General features: G+C 64.9%; 19 protein-coding genes. 5 read left to right on the top strand and 14 right to left on the bottom strand.

Annotation, left to right across the window (positions count from 1 at the left end; translation table 11 throughout):
- Window positions 1-127: 127 nt before the first annotated feature.
- Window positions 128-355: a type II toxin-antitoxin system HicB family antitoxin gene (locus FYC77_RS00570; protein ID WP_149079562.1), complete on the bottom strand. Its 228-nt coding sequence runs from the start codon at window positions 353-355 to the stop codon at window positions 128-130.
- Window positions 356-495: 140 nt separating this feature from the next.
- On the opposite strand from FYC77_RS00570, the gene FYC77_RS00575 reads away from it, so the two are divergent.
- The gene (locus tag FYC77_RS00575) at window positions 496-1,884 is read left to right on the top strand and encodes a signal recognition particle protein Srp54 (RefSeq protein ID WP_149079563.1); all 1,389 of its coding nucleotides are present in this window, start codon (window positions 496-498) and stop codon (window positions 1,882-1,884) included.
- A 142-nt stretch (window positions 1,885-2,026) separates the two neighbouring features.
- On the opposite strand, the gene FYC77_RS00580 is transcribed toward FYC77_RS00575, so the two are convergent.
- The 3 genes from FYC77_RS00580 to FYC77_RS00590 form a co-directional block, all read right to left on the bottom strand.
- Window positions 2,027-3,088 carry a two-component system sensor histidine kinase NtrB gene (locus tag FYC77_RS00580; RefSeq protein ID WP_149079564.1) on the bottom strand — a complete coding sequence of 354 codons (1,062 nt, stop codon included), beginning with the start codon at window positions 3,086-3,088 and terminating at the stop codon, window positions 2,027-2,029.
- A 122-nt stretch (window positions 3,089-3,210) separates the two neighbouring features.
- Entirely contained in the window at window positions 3,211-3,624 is a 414-nt protein-coding gene (locus FYC77_RS00585; protein ID WP_149079565.1) for an RNA-binding domain-containing protein, read from the bottom strand.
- Window positions 3,621-4,208, bottom strand: coding sequence for an AAA family ATPase (locus tag FYC77_RS00590; RefSeq protein WP_149079821.1), 588 nt, complete (start codon window positions 4,206-4,208; stop codon window positions 3,621-3,623). The genes FYC77_RS00585 and FYC77_RS00590 overlap by 4 nt, the downstream gene beginning before the upstream one ends.
- A 202-nt stretch (window positions 4,209-4,410) precedes the next feature.
- On the opposite strand from FYC77_RS00590, the gene FYC77_RS20275 reads away from it, so the two are divergent.
- Window positions 4,411-4,551, top strand: coding sequence for a hypothetical protein (locus FYC77_RS20275; RefSeq protein ID WP_202911741.1), 141 nt, complete (start codon window positions 4,411-4,413; stop codon window positions 4,549-4,551).
- A gap of 61 nt (window positions 4,552-4,612) precedes the next feature.
- On the opposite strand, the gene FYC77_RS00595 is transcribed toward FYC77_RS20275, so the two are convergent.
- The 6 genes from FYC77_RS00595 to FYC77_RS00620 all read right to left on the bottom strand — a co-directional run bounded on the left by FYC77_RS00595 (window position 4,613) and on the right by FYC77_RS00620 (window position 8,604).
- On the bottom strand, window positions 4,613-5,461 hold the full coding sequence (locus tag FYC77_RS00595) for a DUF7847 domain-containing protein (RefSeq protein WP_149079566.1): 849 nt from the start codon (window positions 5,459-5,461) through the stop codon (window positions 4,613-4,615).
- Between the two features lie 159 nt (window positions 5,462-5,620).
- Entirely contained in the window at window positions 5,621-6,286 is a 666-nt protein-coding gene (locus tag FYC77_RS00600) for a translation initiation factor IF-6 (protein WP_149079567.1), read from the bottom strand.
- Between the two features lie 2 nt (window positions 6,287-6,288).
- On the bottom strand, window positions 6,289-6,567 hold the full coding sequence (locus FYC77_RS00605) for a 50S ribosomal protein L31e (RefSeq protein WP_149079568.1): 279 nt from the start codon (window positions 6,565-6,567) through the stop codon (window positions 6,289-6,291).
- 2 nt (window positions 6,568-6,569) lie between these two features.
- The gene (locus tag FYC77_RS00610; RefSeq protein ID WP_149079569.1) at window positions 6,570-6,722 is read right to left on the bottom strand and encodes a 50S ribosomal protein L39e; all 153 of its coding nucleotides are present in this window, start codon (window positions 6,720-6,722) and stop codon (window positions 6,570-6,572) included.
- 78 nt (window positions 6,723-6,800) lie between these two features.
- Entirely contained in the window at window positions 6,801-7,376 is a 576-nt protein-coding gene (gene thpR, locus FYC77_RS00615; protein ID WP_149079570.1) for an RNA 2',3'-cyclic phosphodiesterase, read from the bottom strand.
- Window positions 7,377-7,536: 160 nt separating this feature from the next.
- The gene (locus tag FYC77_RS00620) at window positions 7,537-8,604 is read right to left on the bottom strand and encodes a stage II sporulation protein M (protein WP_149079822.1); all 1,068 of its coding nucleotides are present in this window, start codon (window positions 8,602-8,604) and stop codon (window positions 7,537-7,539) included.
- Between the two features lie 303 nt (window positions 8,605-8,907).
- Between FYC77_RS00620 and FYC77_RS00625 the strand changes: the two genes are divergently transcribed.
- Window positions 8,908-9,720, top strand: a complete 813-nt coding sequence (locus tag FYC77_RS00625; protein ID WP_238386763.1) for an FkbM family methyltransferase — start codon at window positions 8,908-8,910, stop codon at window positions 9,718-9,720.
- Window positions 9,721-9,864: 144 nt separating this feature from the next.
- On the opposite strand, the gene FYC77_RS00630 is transcribed toward FYC77_RS00625, so the two are convergent.
- On the bottom strand, window positions 9,865-10,065 hold the full coding sequence (locus tag FYC77_RS00630; protein WP_149079571.1) for a hypothetical protein: 201 nt from the start codon (window positions 10,063-10,065) through the stop codon (window positions 9,865-9,867).
- 487 nt (window positions 10,066-10,552) lie between these two features.
- A complete protein-coding gene (locus tag FYC77_RS00635; RefSeq protein WP_202911742.1) occupies window positions 10,553-11,794 on the bottom strand; it encodes a PQQ-binding-like beta-propeller repeat protein in 1,242 nt (413 codons plus the stop codon).
- Between the two features lie 175 nt (window positions 11,795-11,969).
- On the opposite strand from FYC77_RS00635, the gene FYC77_RS00640 reads away from it, so the two are divergent.
- A complete protein-coding gene (locus FYC77_RS00640; RefSeq protein ID WP_149079572.1) occupies window positions 11,970-12,491 on the top strand; it encodes a hypothetical protein in 522 nt (173 codons plus the stop codon).
- Between the two features lie 60 nt (window positions 12,492-12,551).
- Here FYC77_RS00640 and FYC77_RS00645 read toward each other — a convergent pair whose 3' ends face one another.
- Both FYC77_RS00645 and FYC77_RS00650 read right to left on the bottom strand, forming a co-directional pair.
- A complete protein-coding gene (locus FYC77_RS00645) occupies window positions 12,552-13,232 on the bottom strand; it encodes a hypothetical protein (protein ID WP_238386764.1) in 681 nt (226 codons plus the stop codon).
- Between the two features lie 370 nt (window positions 13,233-13,602).
- Complete coding sequence (locus FYC77_RS00650; protein WP_149079573.1) at window positions 13,603-14,508, bottom strand: winged helix-turn-helix domain-containing protein; 906 nt, start codon at window positions 14,506-14,508, stop codon at window positions 13,603-13,605.
- Between the two features lie 247 nt (window positions 14,509-14,755).
- Between FYC77_RS00650 and FYC77_RS00655 the strand changes: the two genes are divergently transcribed.
- Window positions 14,756-16,048: an amidohydrolase gene (locus tag FYC77_RS00655; RefSeq protein ID WP_149079574.1), complete on the top strand. Its 1,293-nt coding sequence runs from the start codon at window positions 14,756-14,758 to the stop codon at window positions 16,046-16,048.
- Window positions 16,049-16,068: the final 20 nt, after the last annotated feature.

The raw sequence follows: 16,068 nt of genomic DNA on the forward strand, positions 1-16,068 counted from the left end.
TACGGTCTGCTGTACGTTTTTTCCGGCGCGACTGCTATCCGGGTCGCGGTTTCGCCGGGACATCGGGACAGCAAACCGTCCGAACGGACGGCAGATCGATCGAACCGGTTCGTTGCCAGAACGGCTCTTAGAGCCAGTCGTCGCCCGGATCGTCGTCGGTCGCTTCCAGGTAGGATTCGACTGCCGCGGCGAGATTCGAAAGCGCCTCTTCCGGCGTCTGGCCCTGGCTCGAGACGCCCGTCTCCTCGTCGTCGGCGATGTGGAGTCCGTGATCGTTCCGGCGCATCGTAACCTCGGCGTCGGCGAGCGCGTCGTACGCGTCGGGATCGGCGTCCGCGTTGGAGTCTGCGGTCATACGACTTCTTTCTCGTCGCCGGGATGAATATCCACCGACAGCGGCCCCGCCGGCGTGGGAGCCGACCGAACGCGAGCACCATCCGTCAGCGCCCCGCCCGAGAAAAAGCCTTTAACGACGTCGCCTCCTACGGGTAGCAAATGGTACTCGACGATCTCGGAAGCTCTCTGCGGGGCACCCTCGACAAACTCCGCGGGAAGTCACGACTGAGCGAGGAGGACATCGAGGAGATCGTCAAGGAGATCCAGCGCTCCTTGCTGTCGGCCGACGTCGACGTCTCGCTCGTGATGGAGCTCTCGGACAACATCGAAGCGCGGTCGCTCGAGGAGGAACCGCCCGCCGGAACGCCGGCGCGGGATTTCGTCCTGCGCATCGTCTACGAGGAACTGGTCGACCTCATCGGCGAGTCGACGGAGTTGCCACTCGAAGAGCAGACGATCCTCCTTGCAGGCCTCCAGGGATCCGGGAAGACGACCTCCGCCGCGAAGATGGCTTGGTGGTTCTCGACCAAGGGCCTTCGTCCGGCGGTCATCCAGACCGACACGTTCCGTCCCGGTGCCTACGAGCAGGCCCAAGAGATGGCTGGCCGCGCTGAGGTCGACTACTACGGCAACCCGGACAGCGAAGATCCCGTCGAAATCGCCCGGAAGGGACTCGAGGAGACCAGCGAGGCCGACGTCCACATCGTGGACACGGCCGGCCGTCACGCGCTGGAAGACGACTTGATCGACGAGATCGAACAGATCGAAGGCGTCGCCGACCCCGACACCTCCCTGCTCGTACTCGACGCCGCGATCGGACAGGGTGCAAAGGAGCAGGCCCAGCAGTTCGACGAGTCGATCGGCATCGACGGCGTCGTCATCACGAAGTTAGACGGGACGGCGAAAGGTGGTGGTGCGCTGACGGCCGTCGACCAGACCGACTCCTCGATCGCGTTCCTCGGGACCGGCGAGGAGGTCCAGGACGTCGAGCGCTTCGAACCTGACGGCTTCATCTCCCGGCTGCTCGGTATGGGCGACCTCGGTCAACTCGCCGAACGCGTCGAGCGTGCGATGGCCGAGACCGACATCGAAGAGGAAGACTGGGACCCCGAGGACATGCTCCAGGGCCAGTTCAGCTTAAACGACATGCAAAAACAGATGGAGGCGATGAACAACATGGGGCCGCTGGATCAGGTGATGGACATGATCCCCGGTTTCGGCGGCGGGATCAAAGACCAGCTTCCCGACGACGCGATGGACGTCACCCAGGAGCGGATGCACACGTTCAGCGTCATCATGGACTCGATGACCGACGCCGAAAAGGAGTACCCCAAGGCCATCGGTGCGAGCCAGATCGAACGCATCGCCCGCGGATCGGGCACCAGCGAGGACGAGGTCCGGGAACTCCTCCAGCAGTACAAGATGATGGAACGAACCATCAAGCAGTTCCAGGGGATGGGCTCGGACCAGGAGATGCAGCGGATGATGCAACAGATGCAACAGCAAGGCGGCGGTGGCGGCGGTATGGGCGGCATGGGCCCGTTCTGACCGTCGGGCCAGTTTTCTCTCGACGGTCACGTCTCGTTGTCCCGACCTGCCGGCGCACCCGCCCCAGGGTCGTGCGTGTGTCGGACCTGGCGGGCAGTGAACCGTCTCAGGTGGCTCCGGACGACGCCTCCTCGAGCCTGCGTTATCCGGCGATCGGTAACTCGACGACGAAAACCGAACCGTCGGGGTCGTTGTCTTCGATCCGAACCGTGCCACCGTAGCGGTCCACCAGCGTCTGCACGAGGTACAATCCGATTCCGCTCCCGGCGCTTGCAAGCCCTTTCTCGCCCCTCCCGAAAATCGCCGACTTCTGGGAGTCCGGTACCCCTGGTCCGTTGTCCGCGATCCGGACCGCCACTCGATCCTCGAGCGTTTCCGCACGCACGGTCACGTTCGGCGTGTCCGTATCGTTGTGCTGGATCGCATTCTGCAAGAGGTTCCGAAACACGGCCTCCAGCAACTCGTCGGCACTGACCTGTACCGCCGGAAGCTCTCCTTCGATCGTCACGTCCGCGTCCGGATATCCCGAACGAGTCTCCGCTACTTGCTGGACGACCGTTCGTGCGAGGGGGACGCGTTGATCGTCGACCTCGGTTTGGAGCATCACCCTTGCCAGATCACGCGCAGTCGTCGTGAGGTCGACCGCGTGTCCGGTCTTTTCCTGTATCGTCGTCAGATCCGGATTCGACTCGTCGCCGAGCTGTTCCCGAAGCGACTCCGCGGCACCGCTGATAACCGCGAGGTCGTTTCGAATGTCGTGACGGAGGACTTCGTTGAGCAGTTCGAGATCGTCCCGTTGTCGTTCCAACTCCTCCTCGTAGCGCTTGCGTTCGGTGATGTCTCGAGCGATACTCAAGATACGCGTCTCACCGTGGTAGGAGACGAGACTCGAGCTAATTTCGACGGGGATTTTCGTCCCGTCGTTGGCTTCGTGGACGGTCTCGAACACCTGGAGCCCGTCAGTGGGCATGTTCTCGATGAGTTCTGTGATCTCGTCTGGTTCCAGTCCGTCGTCGATCTCGTGAATCTGCATCGAGAGTAACGTCTCTCGTGAGTATCCGAGCGTCTGGACGGCCGACTCGTTTACGGCTTCGATTCGTCCATCGGGAGCGAGAACCCACGCCGTGTCGTTCATCGCGTCGATCAGGTCCTGATACTCGCCGTGGGCTCGCTGCCGATCAGAATCCCGCCCGTCGCCGCTCATATGTTTGGATCTCTCCCCGTCGAACAAAAGCTGTCGGCCGCTCTCCTCGGTACCGGACCGCGGTCATGGTACCGAATCACGACAGACCGTACGACACGGTGTAATCGACGAAACCGGTGCTTTCACCCTTCGAGCGGGCGTCCGTCCTCGGTCGGTGGCGCGACGTGGTCGACGTACTCCTCGAGTGTCGGCTCCTCGACGCGGACGCGAACGCTGATCTCGCCGAGTTCGTCGGGTTCGCCGACCGAGAAGTTGACGCGGTCCTCGAAGGCCGCCTGTTTTTTCAACGCGAACGAGAAGACGTTCCCATCGCGATTCGAGAAGAACTCACCGCGGGCGGTGTCGAGGATCTCCTGGCGGTGGAGCAGATCGGAGAAGTGATCCATCGAGTGGGTTTCTGCCCTGATCTCGCCGAAGCTCTCCTCGAGTTCGGCGTTCGGGAAGATATTCGTGATCGCGTCGGCGACGCGGCTGGTGACCTCCGTGTCGTAGACGGGCGCGGTGATCTCGACGTCGACGCGGTAGACGTCCGTCACGGCCGGCGCACCTCCGTGGGTTCCTCGGCGTCGCTCGTCTCCCCTTCGCGAATGATCGACCGAATCCGCTCGTGAAACGCCTCGAGCGTGTCGGTGTTCTCGACGACGACGTCCGCGCGATCCATCGCGTCGTCCATCCCGAAGCCACGCTCGCGCTCGTCGCGGGCGGCTAGTCCCTCGCCGCCGTCGGCTTCACCGGCGTCCCGCCCCCGTGTATCGATACGCTCTCGGCGAACGTCGAAGGGGGCCTCGATGCTGACGAGCGTGAAGGCCTCCTCGAAGCGCTCCTCGAAGGCGTCGACTTCGACGTCCGAGCGAATGCCGTCGACTAGGACGGTGTCGTGGCTCTCGAGACGGTCTTCGATCATCGGAAGCGACCGCTCGGCGATCGCCGCCGGGCCGTTCTCCTCGCGAAGCGCCTGTGCGACGGTGCCGTGGTCTTTCGCGGGATCGAGCCCGCGATCCGCGGTCTCCTGGCGGACGACGTCGCCCATCGTCACCACCGGGATTCCCTCCTCGCGTGCGACGGTGGCGGCCTCGCCCTTCCCGCTTCCGGGCAGACCCACCGTTCCGATGACGTGCATCGACTCCCAATAGCGGTGAGAACTGCTTAAGGACTGTGCCTCGCCGCGGCCGTCGCCACTGTGTTCTGGCGCGTCTACCGTAATTTCGATTCCCTCGAGTCGGCCGGAATCGAGTGTTCGATGGCGACTCGAGTCGTCGTCTGTCCCGACGGTCGCTCGCCCACCCCGCGGCGTTTTATCCGTGGGCGTGGAGAGACCGAGCGTGAGAACGTCCACGAAAGTCATCGCCGTCGGCATCCTCCTGATCGTCATTCCGATCCCGGTTCTGCCGCCGCTGGTCGGGTCGACGATCGGGGTGGTCATCGTCCTCGCCGGCCTCTTCCTCAGGTTTCTCGGGGTGTAGGGCGGTCGCCGTCGAGGGTTGGTTCTCGACGAACTCAGCGACTGGCCGGCGTGACGAGAGGCTACAACCGAGCTCCGTCGTCTGCCCGCTCCTGTGGAGCGGGCTCGGGGAGCAATCGCGTGTAGTAGGCGGCGTGGACGGTGTAGAGATACGCCTGTATCAGTCCGCCGACGACGACGGTGAGGCCGATCGCCGCCGCCCGGAGCATCGTCTCGCTCACCTCGAGTTGGAGTCCCGGTTGGGCCACCGCGAACTCGGTTACGTACACCGGCGTGAACATCGCGACGTTCACCGTTCCCCAGAGGAGAGTGTAGCCGACGACGCTCAGCAGGTTCGACCGGACGACGTGAATGCTCCGGCCGAACGCGTCGAACGCGCGCTCACCCTCGACGACGATCGCCGCGTCGAAAAACTGCAGGAACATGAAGACGACGAAGAACACGAGAAAGAACACGATTCCGATTATCGCGAAGATCCCGATTCCGACCGGGAGCCCCGCCCCGGCGTCGAACTCCATGGCGGCGAATCCGATCCCGAACGCGATCGTCGCGATAGCGGACACGAAGAACACGGCGATAAACAGGGCGATCATCAGCCCGATGAACAGGACCTGTGCCCCGAGCATCGAGACGTACCGTTGCTTTCCGACCTCGAGGAACCGATCGAGCGTCGTTGCTCCCTCGAGTCCCTCGAGGGCCATCCCGAGGATGCCGGCGAGGAAAAACGGCCAGACGACGATCGTGATTCCGAATCCGACCAGACTGAAGAGGGCGATCAGCGCGAACGATTCGGTGAACTCGCCGAGCGACGACACCTGCTGGATCGCCATTATCGCCACCCCGACGACGAGTATCACCGGATTTCGCTGGAGGACCGATACACCGTCGCGGAACGCGGAGAGTACTGCCATCGGAACTGATTCGGGGCCATAATGTAAATATGCTCAGAAGAATCAAAATCAGTTTTGAGTCACGACGGCAGAATAGAGGTATCGTCGGCAGCTGTCGGACGAGTGAGCCGGTGAATCAGCCCGTACGGCAGTGAAAACGGAGAATCGATGCTCGAGTAGTTACTCGAGATAGCCCAGCGCGTCTTCGATCCGACCCAGTTCCGGCCCGGTGGTGTCCTCGCCGACGACGTAGCCGGATTCGTTGGCGACCAGCCCCGATCCCACGAGGGGCGCGCCGTAGTTGACGGTGCCGACGTCCGCCCGGACGTCGAGTGCCTCCTCGAGGTAATCGAGTTCCTCGTCGGTCGCCTTCGGGTGACAGAGCACGCCCGAGTTCGTCGCGACGGCGGCGGTCCCGACCGTCCGTACGCCGGCGAGGTCGCCGCGTTCGACGGGTACCTCGAGGGTGTCCTTGACGATCTGGATCGTCTCTCGAGGGAGGTCGGGGTGGACGTACGCGCCGTAGTCGTTCGCGAGGACGACGTTACCAGCGGCGTTGATGTTGCCCGGCAGTTCGGCGACGGGCACGTCGAGTTCATCCGCTAACCGTTCGCGCTCGTACTCGAGAACGCGCGAACTGACGAGCAGGCCGTTCTCGTTACCCGTCGCTAGGGCACCGACGGTCGAGGAGCCGCCGATCGTCGTGCGGATCGTGGGCACCTCGAGTTCCTCGGAGAGGGTTTCGGCGATGTCGTCGTCGACGTCGTGTCGAACGAGTACGCACGAGTCGGTCGCGCGGGCGAAGACGCCGACGTACGCCGACCCGGCGAAGGCGAGACGCTGCAAGTTTACTCGGCGACCTCGGCCTCGACGACGGCCTCACCCGCCTCGTCGAAGCGAGCCGCGCGAACGCGGAGCTTCCGTGGCGGGTTCGACCGGCCCTGCGACCAGACTTCCTCGTTGATCGAGGGGTCGAGACGGATCGCGTCCTCGTCGACCGCGAAGTGCTTCGCGAGGTGTTCGCGGATCAGACGCATCGCGTAATCGGCGGCCTCGTGGTTCGGTCCCTTCTTGACGTCGCGCAGTGGAACGGTAACGACTCGTTCCTCGAAATCACTTGCACTCATCGTTACTCGTCAGTGTCGTTACGCCGCCAGTTGCGTCGTTTCGGGTTTCGGGTGACGTTCATGTCCGTTTTCATCATGACCCAGACCGGAACGCGGCTGTTCTGATTCTCGAGTTTGGCAAGACGCTTCTTCTTGCCCTTCGATTTCTTACCCATAGTAGCCACAGGTAGCCCACGCTGGCTTAAAATCTTGTCCATTGAACGCCACGCCCGGCGGCTTCCGAGTAGCCACCGTTACTCGAGCGGGAGCGACTCCACCGTCGAGTACACCGGGCCGTCGTTCGTGAGGGTGCTCTCGGTCAGTCGAACCTCCTCTACCCGCGTCTCGCCGACCGCGAACTCCTCGCCGTCCGCGTCCTCCGACGCTCGGACGAGGTCCTGGACCAACTCTTTCCCGCCGGCGTGTTCCATCCGCGCGAGCGTGACGTGGGGGGTAAACTCGTGGTCTTCCGGGTCGAAGCCCATTGCCGTCGTCCGATCCTCGATCGACTCGTGGAGCCTCGTGAACTCCTCGCCGCCGGAGTCGACGCCGAGCCAGACGACGCTGATGTACTCGAGACTCGGAAAGACGCCCAGCCCGCCGTAGCGGACGGTGAAGGGGTCGACGCCGCTGTCGTCGACGGCTGCCCCGAGTTCGTCGGTGAGTGCCGGAAGCCGCTCCTCGTCGACGTCGCCGAGGAATTTGAGCGTGACGTGGGCCTGTTCGGGCTCGACGAAATTCAGCCCCGACGCGTCCGCGAACTCGGCCTGGAGGTCGGCGACCGGTTCCGCGAGATCGTCCGGGAGGTCGACGCTGACGAACAGTCGCATACCGGTGCTCGAACGCGAACGGTATTCAACGCGGCGGTCGACGCCGTTGCCTATCGATACGGTCTCTCGTCCGTCAGTTTTGCTGGGACCGCGCCCCGCTCTACGGTCGCATCGGCAGATCGGTACAGCGTTCCGTACGAGGGACGGATTGGGACGCCGATCACGGAGTCTGTGCTTCGTCCTCGAGACCCTCGAGCCGTTCGGCGAACAGCATCTCGAGCAGTTCGGGGGTGATGTAGGCTTCGACGAACGCCGCGAGGACGAGCATGAGCCAGGCGAAGACGACCAACGCGGTCGTCCGAAGGAGGTACGGCTTCGTCAGGAAGGCGTCGCGATAGCCGATGATCCGTTCGGCGAACCGATAGAGCAGACGGAACCCGACGCCGGCCGCGATAAACAGCGCAGCGAGTTCGAAGACGCCGTGTGGGACGAGCCCCACGATGACGTAATCGAGACCGGTCTCGCCGACGAGCGCGCCGACGACGTTCCCGACGATGATTCCGTTGAACAGCATGATAGCTGCGGTGAGCACGCCCACCGAGAGCGCGCCGACGATCGATAACAAGAACGGCTGGCTGTTGTTCACGATGAAAAAGCTCGCCGTCAACTCGAACTCCTCGTCCTCGAGTTCCGGAAACAGTTCCTCTTCGAGCAGTTCGAGGACGAGTTCGAACAGATTGACCCCCGCGAGCAAGAGCAGGAAACCGAGGACGATTCCGAACGCGAACAGCCCCGTCGAGAACCAGACGTATCGGCGGTGTTCGATCCAGGCCGCGTCGAGCCCCTCGAGCAGCCAGGGGGCGCGCTGGACGGAGACGACCGCGATCGCCGCGAACGTGACGCCGACGACGGTCGCGCCGATCACCGGGAGAACGTCGTCGCCCGTCGAGACGGTCACCGCGGCCGTGACGAACGAGACGACAGCCAGTCCAAGCAGGAGCAGGGCCCAGTTTCTCACCGCGTTCGGCCCTGGGTCCGGCTCGCCGTCCGGATCGGGGTCGTCCGGGTCCGGCGTCGATGGCGGCGGACTCGAGGCGGGATCGGCATCTGTGTCGGCGTTCGAATCGGCGAGATCGACCGTGATCCGTCGTCTCTCGTCCCGTTCGCCGTCTCGAGTGGCGTGTTCCGTGTCCCATTCGGTTTCCGCCTCGGAGCGGTCGTCGTCGAGGCCGCCACGGCCGCCCGCTTCCCTCTCGTCGCCGTCAGTGTCGTCTCCGGCGCCGGTCATGTACGTCCGTTCGACGATCCGGAGGATAAATCCGCCGACTGTTCCTCGCCCCGGTCGGATGCGGTACTCGACGACGCCTCGAGCGCCCGCGATCGCCACCGGCGAAGGACGTTTCGACACTGCCGGGGCAGCTGCGACAGCCGCGTTCGTCGTCCGCGATCGCGGCGTCGACGATCCGTTCGACGGCTCGGGCAGTCATCACTCGAGGCCACGTCGACCGACGCCGTAGTCGTTGGCCCCGTTCTCGAGTGTCGCGGCGCGGCCGAACGTACAACTGCGGCCACGTCGTGGCGTGGAACGACCGTGACCGACGGCGTAATCGAGACGATTCGACGGGCGCGTACCGCCGTCGAGTGCCTCGGGAGGCGGGCGTACCACCGAATCGCGGCCGTGAACTACGAACGCCGGCTGATCTCGAGACGAAACCGGACGCCAGCCGGGAGCGTTCGCTGTCTCGAGCCGATCAACCGCCACGGAACGGACGAGATGCTCGCCGAGCTAGACGATGTCTGCGGCCCCGACGCGGTCGTCTTCGACGTCGGTGCACACGTCGGAATCTACGTGCTCGCGCTCGCGAGTGGAACGCCGGATCGACGGGTGGTCGCGTTCGAACCGTCCCCGCCCGTCGTCGCTCGCCTCCGGGCCAACGTCTGTCTGAACTCTCTCGAGGACCGGATCGACGTCCGCCCGATCGGGATCGGCGACGAGGACGGCGACCGCCCGTTCTATCGCTCGTCGAACCCCGAACTCTCGGCGTTCGACCGCGCGAGTGCGACCCGCTGGGGTGGATCAGTGATCGACGTGCGACGAGTCCCGATCCGGACGCTCGACACGCTGGTCCTCGGCTCCGGAACGGCCCCGGAGGAGCACGTCGGCCTCGAGGAGCCGAACTGTCCCGTGCCGGACGCGATCAAAATCGACGTCGAGGGAACGGCCCCTGCAGTCCTCCGCGGCGCTCGAGGCGTCCTCGAGCGCTTCCGTCCGGTCCTGTTCGTCGAGATCCACGACGCGGCGATCGATGGCGACGTTCCAGAGGAAACGAAGGGGGTACTCGAGGCGAACGGGTACGCCGTCGTCGAGCGATCCGGCTACTGGCGGTGCGAGCCGAGAGGGTGATAACGAACAGAAACCCGACCGTATCCGCCTGCGTGCTGGCCCCTGGGTGCGACCGATGTCGGACGAACCACTCGTCGGAACCGGCCGAAAGGCGTTCGAACGGAAGTTGGGCCGGCGATACTGCCACACCACCCGAGTCGGCGCTTATTCCGGATCCGATGGCTCCGACCTCGAGTCGGGGAGTTTGGGGGTGACGCGACAGCCACAGGGATCCGCGACGGCCTCGGTCGGGCCGACGATCGTTCGCCGGACGATGGGTGTTCCACAGACGGGACACGGAGAGAGCGACGTCTCCTCGGGATCGGGTCGATCTTCGATCACCGATCTCCTGACGCCGTCGCTCATCTGTTCCCCCGCGGACGGACGTGATCGTGACGCCGGCCGTCGTCGGTTGCGTGTCCAGCTGTCGCTACGGCGAGTTCCGGCGGCGTCGACGCTCGAGGGGTACGATGTGCCGGTCGTGCGGGACGTGTGTCTCCCGGTAGAATACACGAAATCATGCGTGCAAATCCCGCGATGGGGATTGGGTGCCGCATCTCGGGTTCGCTTTCACCGGGGGCATTTCGGTGCGTGCCCCTCGCGACGCGTAGTGATGGCTTTCGTCCTAATTTCTGTCCTGTACTAACTTATATCTACTGCCAACAACCCAGAATAAGGCGTCGTGAGCGCGCTTTGGACGCTCCGTTCCAGTATCGGTCCTCGAGAACGACGTCGAGTCTGTGTGATACGGATTGCTGTAACTGTCTCCCGCCGACCCCGGAAGACGGGTCCCGGTTCGGCGGCACTGACGTCCAGCAGACCGTATGAGGGTCCGACTGCGATGGAATCGGGGTTACTCGTCTTCGAGCGCGATGATCCGACGTCTGTTGACCGCGTAGAGGGTCCCGTCGCCGACGATCGGAGGCGACAGTGGAACCTGTGAGGGCTCGAAGCGAACGCGCTCTTCGCCCGTCGTCGCGTCGAAGCCGACCAGCGTGCGATCCATCTCGACGGCGTACACCATTCCGTCGGCGACGACGGGTTCGGTTTCTCGTTCGAACGGCGCCGACCACAGTTCCTCGCCCGTCTCGAGAGACAGCGCGTAGAACGTCTCGCGGCCGTCGCTTGCGTAGATCGTTCCGTCGGCGACGGCCGCCGTCCCCTCGACCGCGTTCCCCTCGAGGTCGCGGTACCAGATCGTCTCTCCGTCCTCGAGGTCGAGGAGCGCAACACCGTTGCGGGAGGTGACGACGACGCCCTCGTCGGTCGGGACCGAGCACAGTTGCATCTGGTCGTCGCGCTCGCGTTGCCAGCGCACCGTCCCGTCCTCGCGGTCGTACGCGGTCACCTGGTGGGGCCAGTTGGCGACGTAGAGAGTATCGCCGCGGATCGCGGGGCGGCTGTAGGAGACGCTGTAGGCGGTGTCCTCGTGGTGGGTGACCCGCCAGCGCTCCGTCCCGTCGTTGGCGTTCAGCGCGACCAGATCGTTCGTGCCGGCTACCGGCGCGTAGATCGTTCCGTCGACTGTGACGGGATCGACCGAGGGTCTGTGCTCGATCGACGCCGGCCGGGTGCCGTGGTTGGGCCCGTCCCACCGCCTGCCGTCGAGCCAGCGTCCGAGTCCTGGAATCTGGATGCCCCCGGTTCCGAGGCCGAAGATGCCGGCCGTCGACGTCACGGCGAGCGTGGGCGTCCGGTAGACCGACGCGTCGACGCGCGCCGGACTCGAGGTGTAGGGACCCCGATGGGCGAACCGGCGCTCGCCGGTGTCGGCCTCGAGGGCGACCAGTCCCTCGCCGACGGCGTAGACGGTGTTCCCGAGTCGGATCGGCGGTGCGGCCCCGCGGAACCACTCCGTCGACTCGTGGCTCCAGGCGACGCTGACGCCGTCGGTCGGCCCCGACCCGGCGGGATTGTAGCCGGTTCCCGCGGGGTCGTACTGGTACATCGGCCACTCGAGGGCGGCCGTGGCAGATTCCGTCTCCGCGGCGGAGGGCTCGCCGCCGGTGGTCTCCACGGTGGCGCCCGCGACTCCGACGCCGCCGACGAGGGCGACTCCCGCGCCAGCGAGAAGCTGTCGTCTGGTGGAGGGCATCGGCTCTCCGTTGAACGTGTCGCTCACGCATACGTTAGTCTACCGATCGGTTCCGCCGCGTCGGGGGGAACGATTCACGTTCGTCGGACGATCGGTCTCGAGGTCGGCCCAGACCCGGTTCGTGTCTCCCAGCCGGAACGAATGTGCTTTTATCGGTGACCGACCAATCGGTCGTATGGTCTCCCGCCGTCTCGCCGTCCTCCTGAGCGCCGTCGCCCTCGCTGCAGTGGTGGTCGGTATCGGTGCCGCGACGGGGACGCCCGAACCGATCCTGACGATCGAGAACGAAAACGACGTCGAGTACCACGTCACCGCCTACACCGTCGAGGACATGGACGAGGCGGGCTATCTCAACTTCGAGGTGACGACCGAAGACGGCGACCAACGGATACTGAGTTTCGCCGATCTCGTCTGGCCGAACTACGAGCGAAACGTGACGCTGGTCGACGACGGCGTCGAGAGCCACGAGGTCACCGTCGAACCCGGCGAGAACGTCACGACCACCGTCGACGGCTGGGAGCACGGTGAGCAGACGATCTACATCGTCGAGGAGGGCGAGAACAGGACCCACGTCGCGACGTTGACGAAGTCCTGTACGAGCCGCGGGCAGGATCACGGAATCAGCTTTTCGAACGGTTCCGGACCCAGTAGCTCGACGGTGTGTACGGGCGAGTTCGTCTCCTGGATGTTCCGGTAGCTCCACGCTTTCGACGAGATCCGACTCGAGCAGACGGGACCGGCTGATTCGCTCCGAAACTCACACCGCCTGCGGCGACGGCCGCTCGTCGATCCGTCGCCAGCCGAACTCGAGCCAGAGGACGCTCGCCAGAAACAGCGCCATCCCGAAGACGTCGGCGAGCCCGCCCCCGTGTGCGACGGCCGTGATGGGGACGCCGACGAGACCGAGCAGGGGAACGAGCGGCGCGCCGGAACGCCGGTAACAGATGCCGATCGCGACGACCGCGACGAGCGAGCCGGCGGTGCCAATCAGGGCCGCGCCGCCGACGATCGGATCGGTGACCATCGCGTCGACGGCCGTCGCGACGCCTTCTTGTTGTTCGGCCGGGAGCGTCTGCGTCTCTCTGATCAGGATCCCCGTTGCGATTCCGGCGATCGCCTCGAACCCGAGGTAGAATACGAGATAGATCGCGGTTCCGATCCGGCCGATCGTCGCAACTGGCCCGCTGTATCCGTTCAGCAGGACGTAGAGGCTGATACCGAGCAGTCCGAACAGGGGCAACAACACGACGTGGATGTAATACCAGGTGTCGGCCACCGGCGCGAGCGACTCGTACATGTTTTCGCCGCCGTGGGGGTGGATCCACAACACGGCGCCGAGGGCCACCGGCGTCGCCACCAGGACGAGCCACCGACCGAGCAGTCTCGAGGTGGCGAACTCCCCGCCGCTTCCCGCCGTTTCGTCCGAGTATTCACTCACCGTCAACCACCTCCCGTGATCGCCGCCGGTCCTGGTTACAGATCCGAGCACCCTCCCAGGCGTCGACTGCAGGGCCGAACCCGGTGGCACAAGTCGGTTCGGCCCTGCAGTGCAGGCCCGGGACGCCACCAGCGGCCGCCAGTTGTCCGCCTCTCGATACATTCGGTCGACGTTCGGTCGTCACCGGCATGTGCAATCGTGGCGACCTCCTCCGGACGAGCACGTAAGTGTTATCAAAGAATAGACACGTGTTCGATCGCGTTCAAAACGATCGTTGAGTAGTTTCGGCGGAGTTCGACGGCGAGGTCCGATCCATCGACCGATCCACCGGTTATCGCTCAACGATCGTTGAGTCGGGAACGTGACACGATCAGGCGTCGGGCACCGAATCGCGTCGGACGCGTTCGGCCCGGAGCACCGACAGGTCGTCGTCGGCCGTGAGTCGGAGCTCCGCCTCGTCGACGCGGTACGTTATCTCGTACTCGCCTTCCCCAACGCGCTCGCTCTGCCAGTCGCCGGACTCGAGGCGTTCTATCAGGTCGCGAAAGCCGAGCGTGCGGATGTCGATCCCGTTGTCCCAGTGAAAGCCCATCGACGCGGGGTGGGTCGCGAGCCAGATCGAGGGCGGCCCGTGGACGACGCGCCAGCACTGCCGGCAGCGCCCGCGAACGGACCACTCGAGGACGCTGCCGGCGTCCCTGTCGTGAAACTCGAGGTCGATGGCGCCGCCACATTCGTCACAGACGTTCTCGCGAAACTGCCAGAACAGCGCCATCCTGCCGGCTTTCGCACTCGCCAGCAGCGACTCCGGATCGCGGTCTCGGATCTGTGCCGGCGTCACCTGTATTCCGTCCATCCGCCGGCCACAGTCGTCACACTCCCGAAGCAAGGCGAGATCGTCGACGACCACCTGAAGTGCCTCGGCGTCACAGAAGGGACACTGTCCGTCGACGTCGACTGGCTCGAACTCGACGTCCCCGGCGTAGGCACCCGACAGGAAGAGACGAACGATGGACTCGCCCGCGAACGTGAACTGCCACCCCTCCTCGGTGTGACGAAGGTACGTCCCGTCGAGTTTCTCTAAGTGGTAGGACAGCTGTGAGGTCGAGTCGATCTCGACTCGCTCGTAGACGTCGGAAAACGAGAGCACTGGCATCGGTTCGTCGGTGCCGAGTTCGACGCGATCGAGCGCCTCCGCGAACGCCCGGAGGATCGCGATGCGCGTCGGGTCCGCGAGGACGCCGAAGGCGTCGGCGGCTTCTTCCTCGTTCGGCATATAGCCGTGTTCCGCGGGAGGACCTATTATACCGTCGGACAGCAGTATTTGTACACCGGTCACTCTACTGGGGCCGTCATCTTCGGGGACGCCCGCGAGTTCGCGACCGACTTCTCACTGACTTCTGTCCGACAGTATCGTGTTCGTCCGTGCGGGACCCGTTACAGCCGGCCGTCACTGCCCACTCCAACGATCCGTCGCCAGTCGACCGACAGTATAAGGCGTCCCGCTCGAGAACGGCTACGCGATGACGACGCTCTCGATCACCGGCGGACGGGTGTTGGGCCCGGACGCGACAGTAACGCGTGCCGACGTGCTTGTCGACCAGGATACCGGCGAGATCGTCGCGATCGGGGACGACCTCTCCGGCGAGGAGACCCTCGACGCGTCGAACGCGCTCGTGACGCCCGGATTCGTCAACGGTCACTCACACGTCGCGATGACGCTCCTGCGAGGACACGCCGACGACAAACCCCTCGATTCCTGGCTCCGCGAGGACATCTGGCCCGTCGAGGCCGAACTCACCGCCGAGGATATCCGTATCGGAGCCGAACTCGGCGTCCTCGAGATGATCAAGTCGGGGACGACGGCCTTCTCGGACATGTACTTCGAGGTCGAGGAGATCGCCGACGTCGTCGACCAAGCGGGCGTTCGAGCGCTGCTCGGCTTTACCGCGATCACCGTCGGGAAAGACGACGAGGGGGCACGCGCCGACATGGAAGAGAGCCTCGAGATCGCTCGGAAACTCGACGGGAGGGCGGACGGCCGGATCAACACGACGTTCCAGCCCCACTCGCTGACGACCGTAAGCGAGGCGTACCTCGACGAGTTCGTCCCCAAGGCCCGCGAGGCCGGCGTCCCGATCCACTTTCACGCGAACGAGACGGTAAACGAGGTCGAGCCGATCGTCGACGAACACGGCGTCCGCCCGCTCGAGTATGCCACAGAGAGGGGGCTGCTCGAGCCCGAGGACTTCATCGCCCACGGCGTCCACGTCGACGAGCGCGAGATCGAGTTGCTCGCCGAGACCGACGCGAGCGTGATCCACTGCCCGGCCTCGAACATGAAACTGGCGAGCGGGATGGCCCCCGTCCAGAAATTACTGGATGCGGGCGTGACGGTTGGGCTGGGGACCGACGGCGCGGCGTCGAACAACGACCTCTCGATGTTAGACGAGGCTCGTGACGCGGCGATGCTCGGCAAACTCGCCGCGGACGACGCGACCGCGGTCACCGCCGAGACCGTCGTTCGGATGATGACGCAGGGAAGCGCCGACGCGCTCGGACTCGACTCCGGCCAACTCGAGGAAGGCGCACCCGCCGACCTCGCCGTGATCGACCTCGAGTCGCCACACCTGACGCCACGTCACGATCTCGTGAGCCACCTCGTCTACGCGGCCGCGGCGTCGGACGTCAGACACACCGTCTGCGACGGGCAGGTGCTCATGCGCGACCGTGAAGTTCTCACACTCGAGGAGTCGGCGGTACTCGAGCGAGCACAGGAGGCGGCGGTGGCGCTGGTGGGTCGGGCCGACGGCTGAGACGGATTGCTGTCTCGATC

Origin of the sequence: Natrialba swarupiae, assembly GCF_008245225.1 — an archaeon.
GTDB lineage: Archaea > Halobacteriota > Halobacteria > Halobacteriales > Natrialbaceae > Natrarchaeobius > Natrarchaeobius swarupiae.

What these genes read in the sequence shown, in the direction of transcription:
- FYC77_RS00575 (WP_149079563.1), top strand. Translation starts at nt 496, where the DNA reads ATGGTACTCGACGATCTCGGAAGCTCTCTGCGGGGCACCCTCGACAAA.
- FYC77_RS00655 (WP_149079574.1), top strand. Translation starts at nt 14,756, where the DNA reads ATGACGACGCTCTCGATCACCGGCGGACGGGTGTTGGGCCCGGACGCG.
- FYC77_RS00620 (WP_149079822.1), bottom strand. Translation starts at nt 8,604, where the DNA reads ATGACCGGCGCCGGAGACGACACTGACGGCGACGAGAGGGAAGCGGGC.
- FYC77_RS00595 (WP_149079566.1), bottom strand. Translation starts at nt 5,461, where the DNA reads ATGGCAGTACTCTCCGCGTTCCGCGACGGTGTATCGGTCCTCCAGCGA.
- FYC77_RS00580 (WP_149079564.1), bottom strand. Translation starts at nt 3,088, where the DNA reads ATGAGCGGCGACGGGCGGGATTCTGATCGGCAGCGAGCCCACGGCGAG.
- thpR (WP_149079570.1), bottom strand. Translation starts at nt 7,376, where the DNA reads ATGCGACTGTTCGTCAGCGTCGACCTCCCGGACGATCTCGCGGAACCG.
- FYC77_RS00590 (WP_149079821.1), bottom strand. Translation starts at nt 4,208, where the DNA reads ATGCACGTCATCGGAACGGTGGGTCTGCCCGGAAGCGGGAAGGGCGAG.
- FYC77_RS00605 (WP_149079568.1), bottom strand. Translation starts at nt 6,567, where the DNA reads ATGAGTGCAAGTGATTTCGAGGAACGAGTCGTTACCGTTCCACTGCGC.
- FYC77_RS00570 (WP_149079562.1), bottom strand. Translation starts at nt 355, where the DNA reads ATGACCGCAGACTCCAACGCGGACGCCGATCCCGACGCGTACGACGCG.
- FYC77_RS00610 (WP_149079569.1), bottom strand. Translation starts at nt 6,722, where the DNA reads ATGGGTAAGAAATCGAAGGGCAAGAAGAAGCGTCTTGCCAAACTCGAG.
- FYC77_RS00650 (WP_149079573.1), bottom strand. Translation starts at nt 14,508, where the DNA reads ATGCCGAACGAGGAAGAAGCCGCCGACGCCTTCGGCGTCCTCGCGGAC.
- FYC77_RS00630 (WP_149079571.1), bottom strand. Translation starts at nt 10,065, where the DNA reads ATGAGCGACGGCGTCAGGAGATCGGTGATCGAAGATCGACCCGATCCC.
- FYC77_RS00635 (WP_202911742.1), bottom strand. Translation starts at nt 11,794, where the DNA reads ATGCCCTCCACCAGACGACAGCTTCTCGCTGGCGCGGGAGTCGCCCTC.
- FYC77_RS00640 (WP_149079572.1), top strand. Translation starts at nt 11,970, where the DNA reads ATGGTCTCCCGCCGTCTCGCCGTCCTCCTGAGCGCCGTCGCCCTCGCT.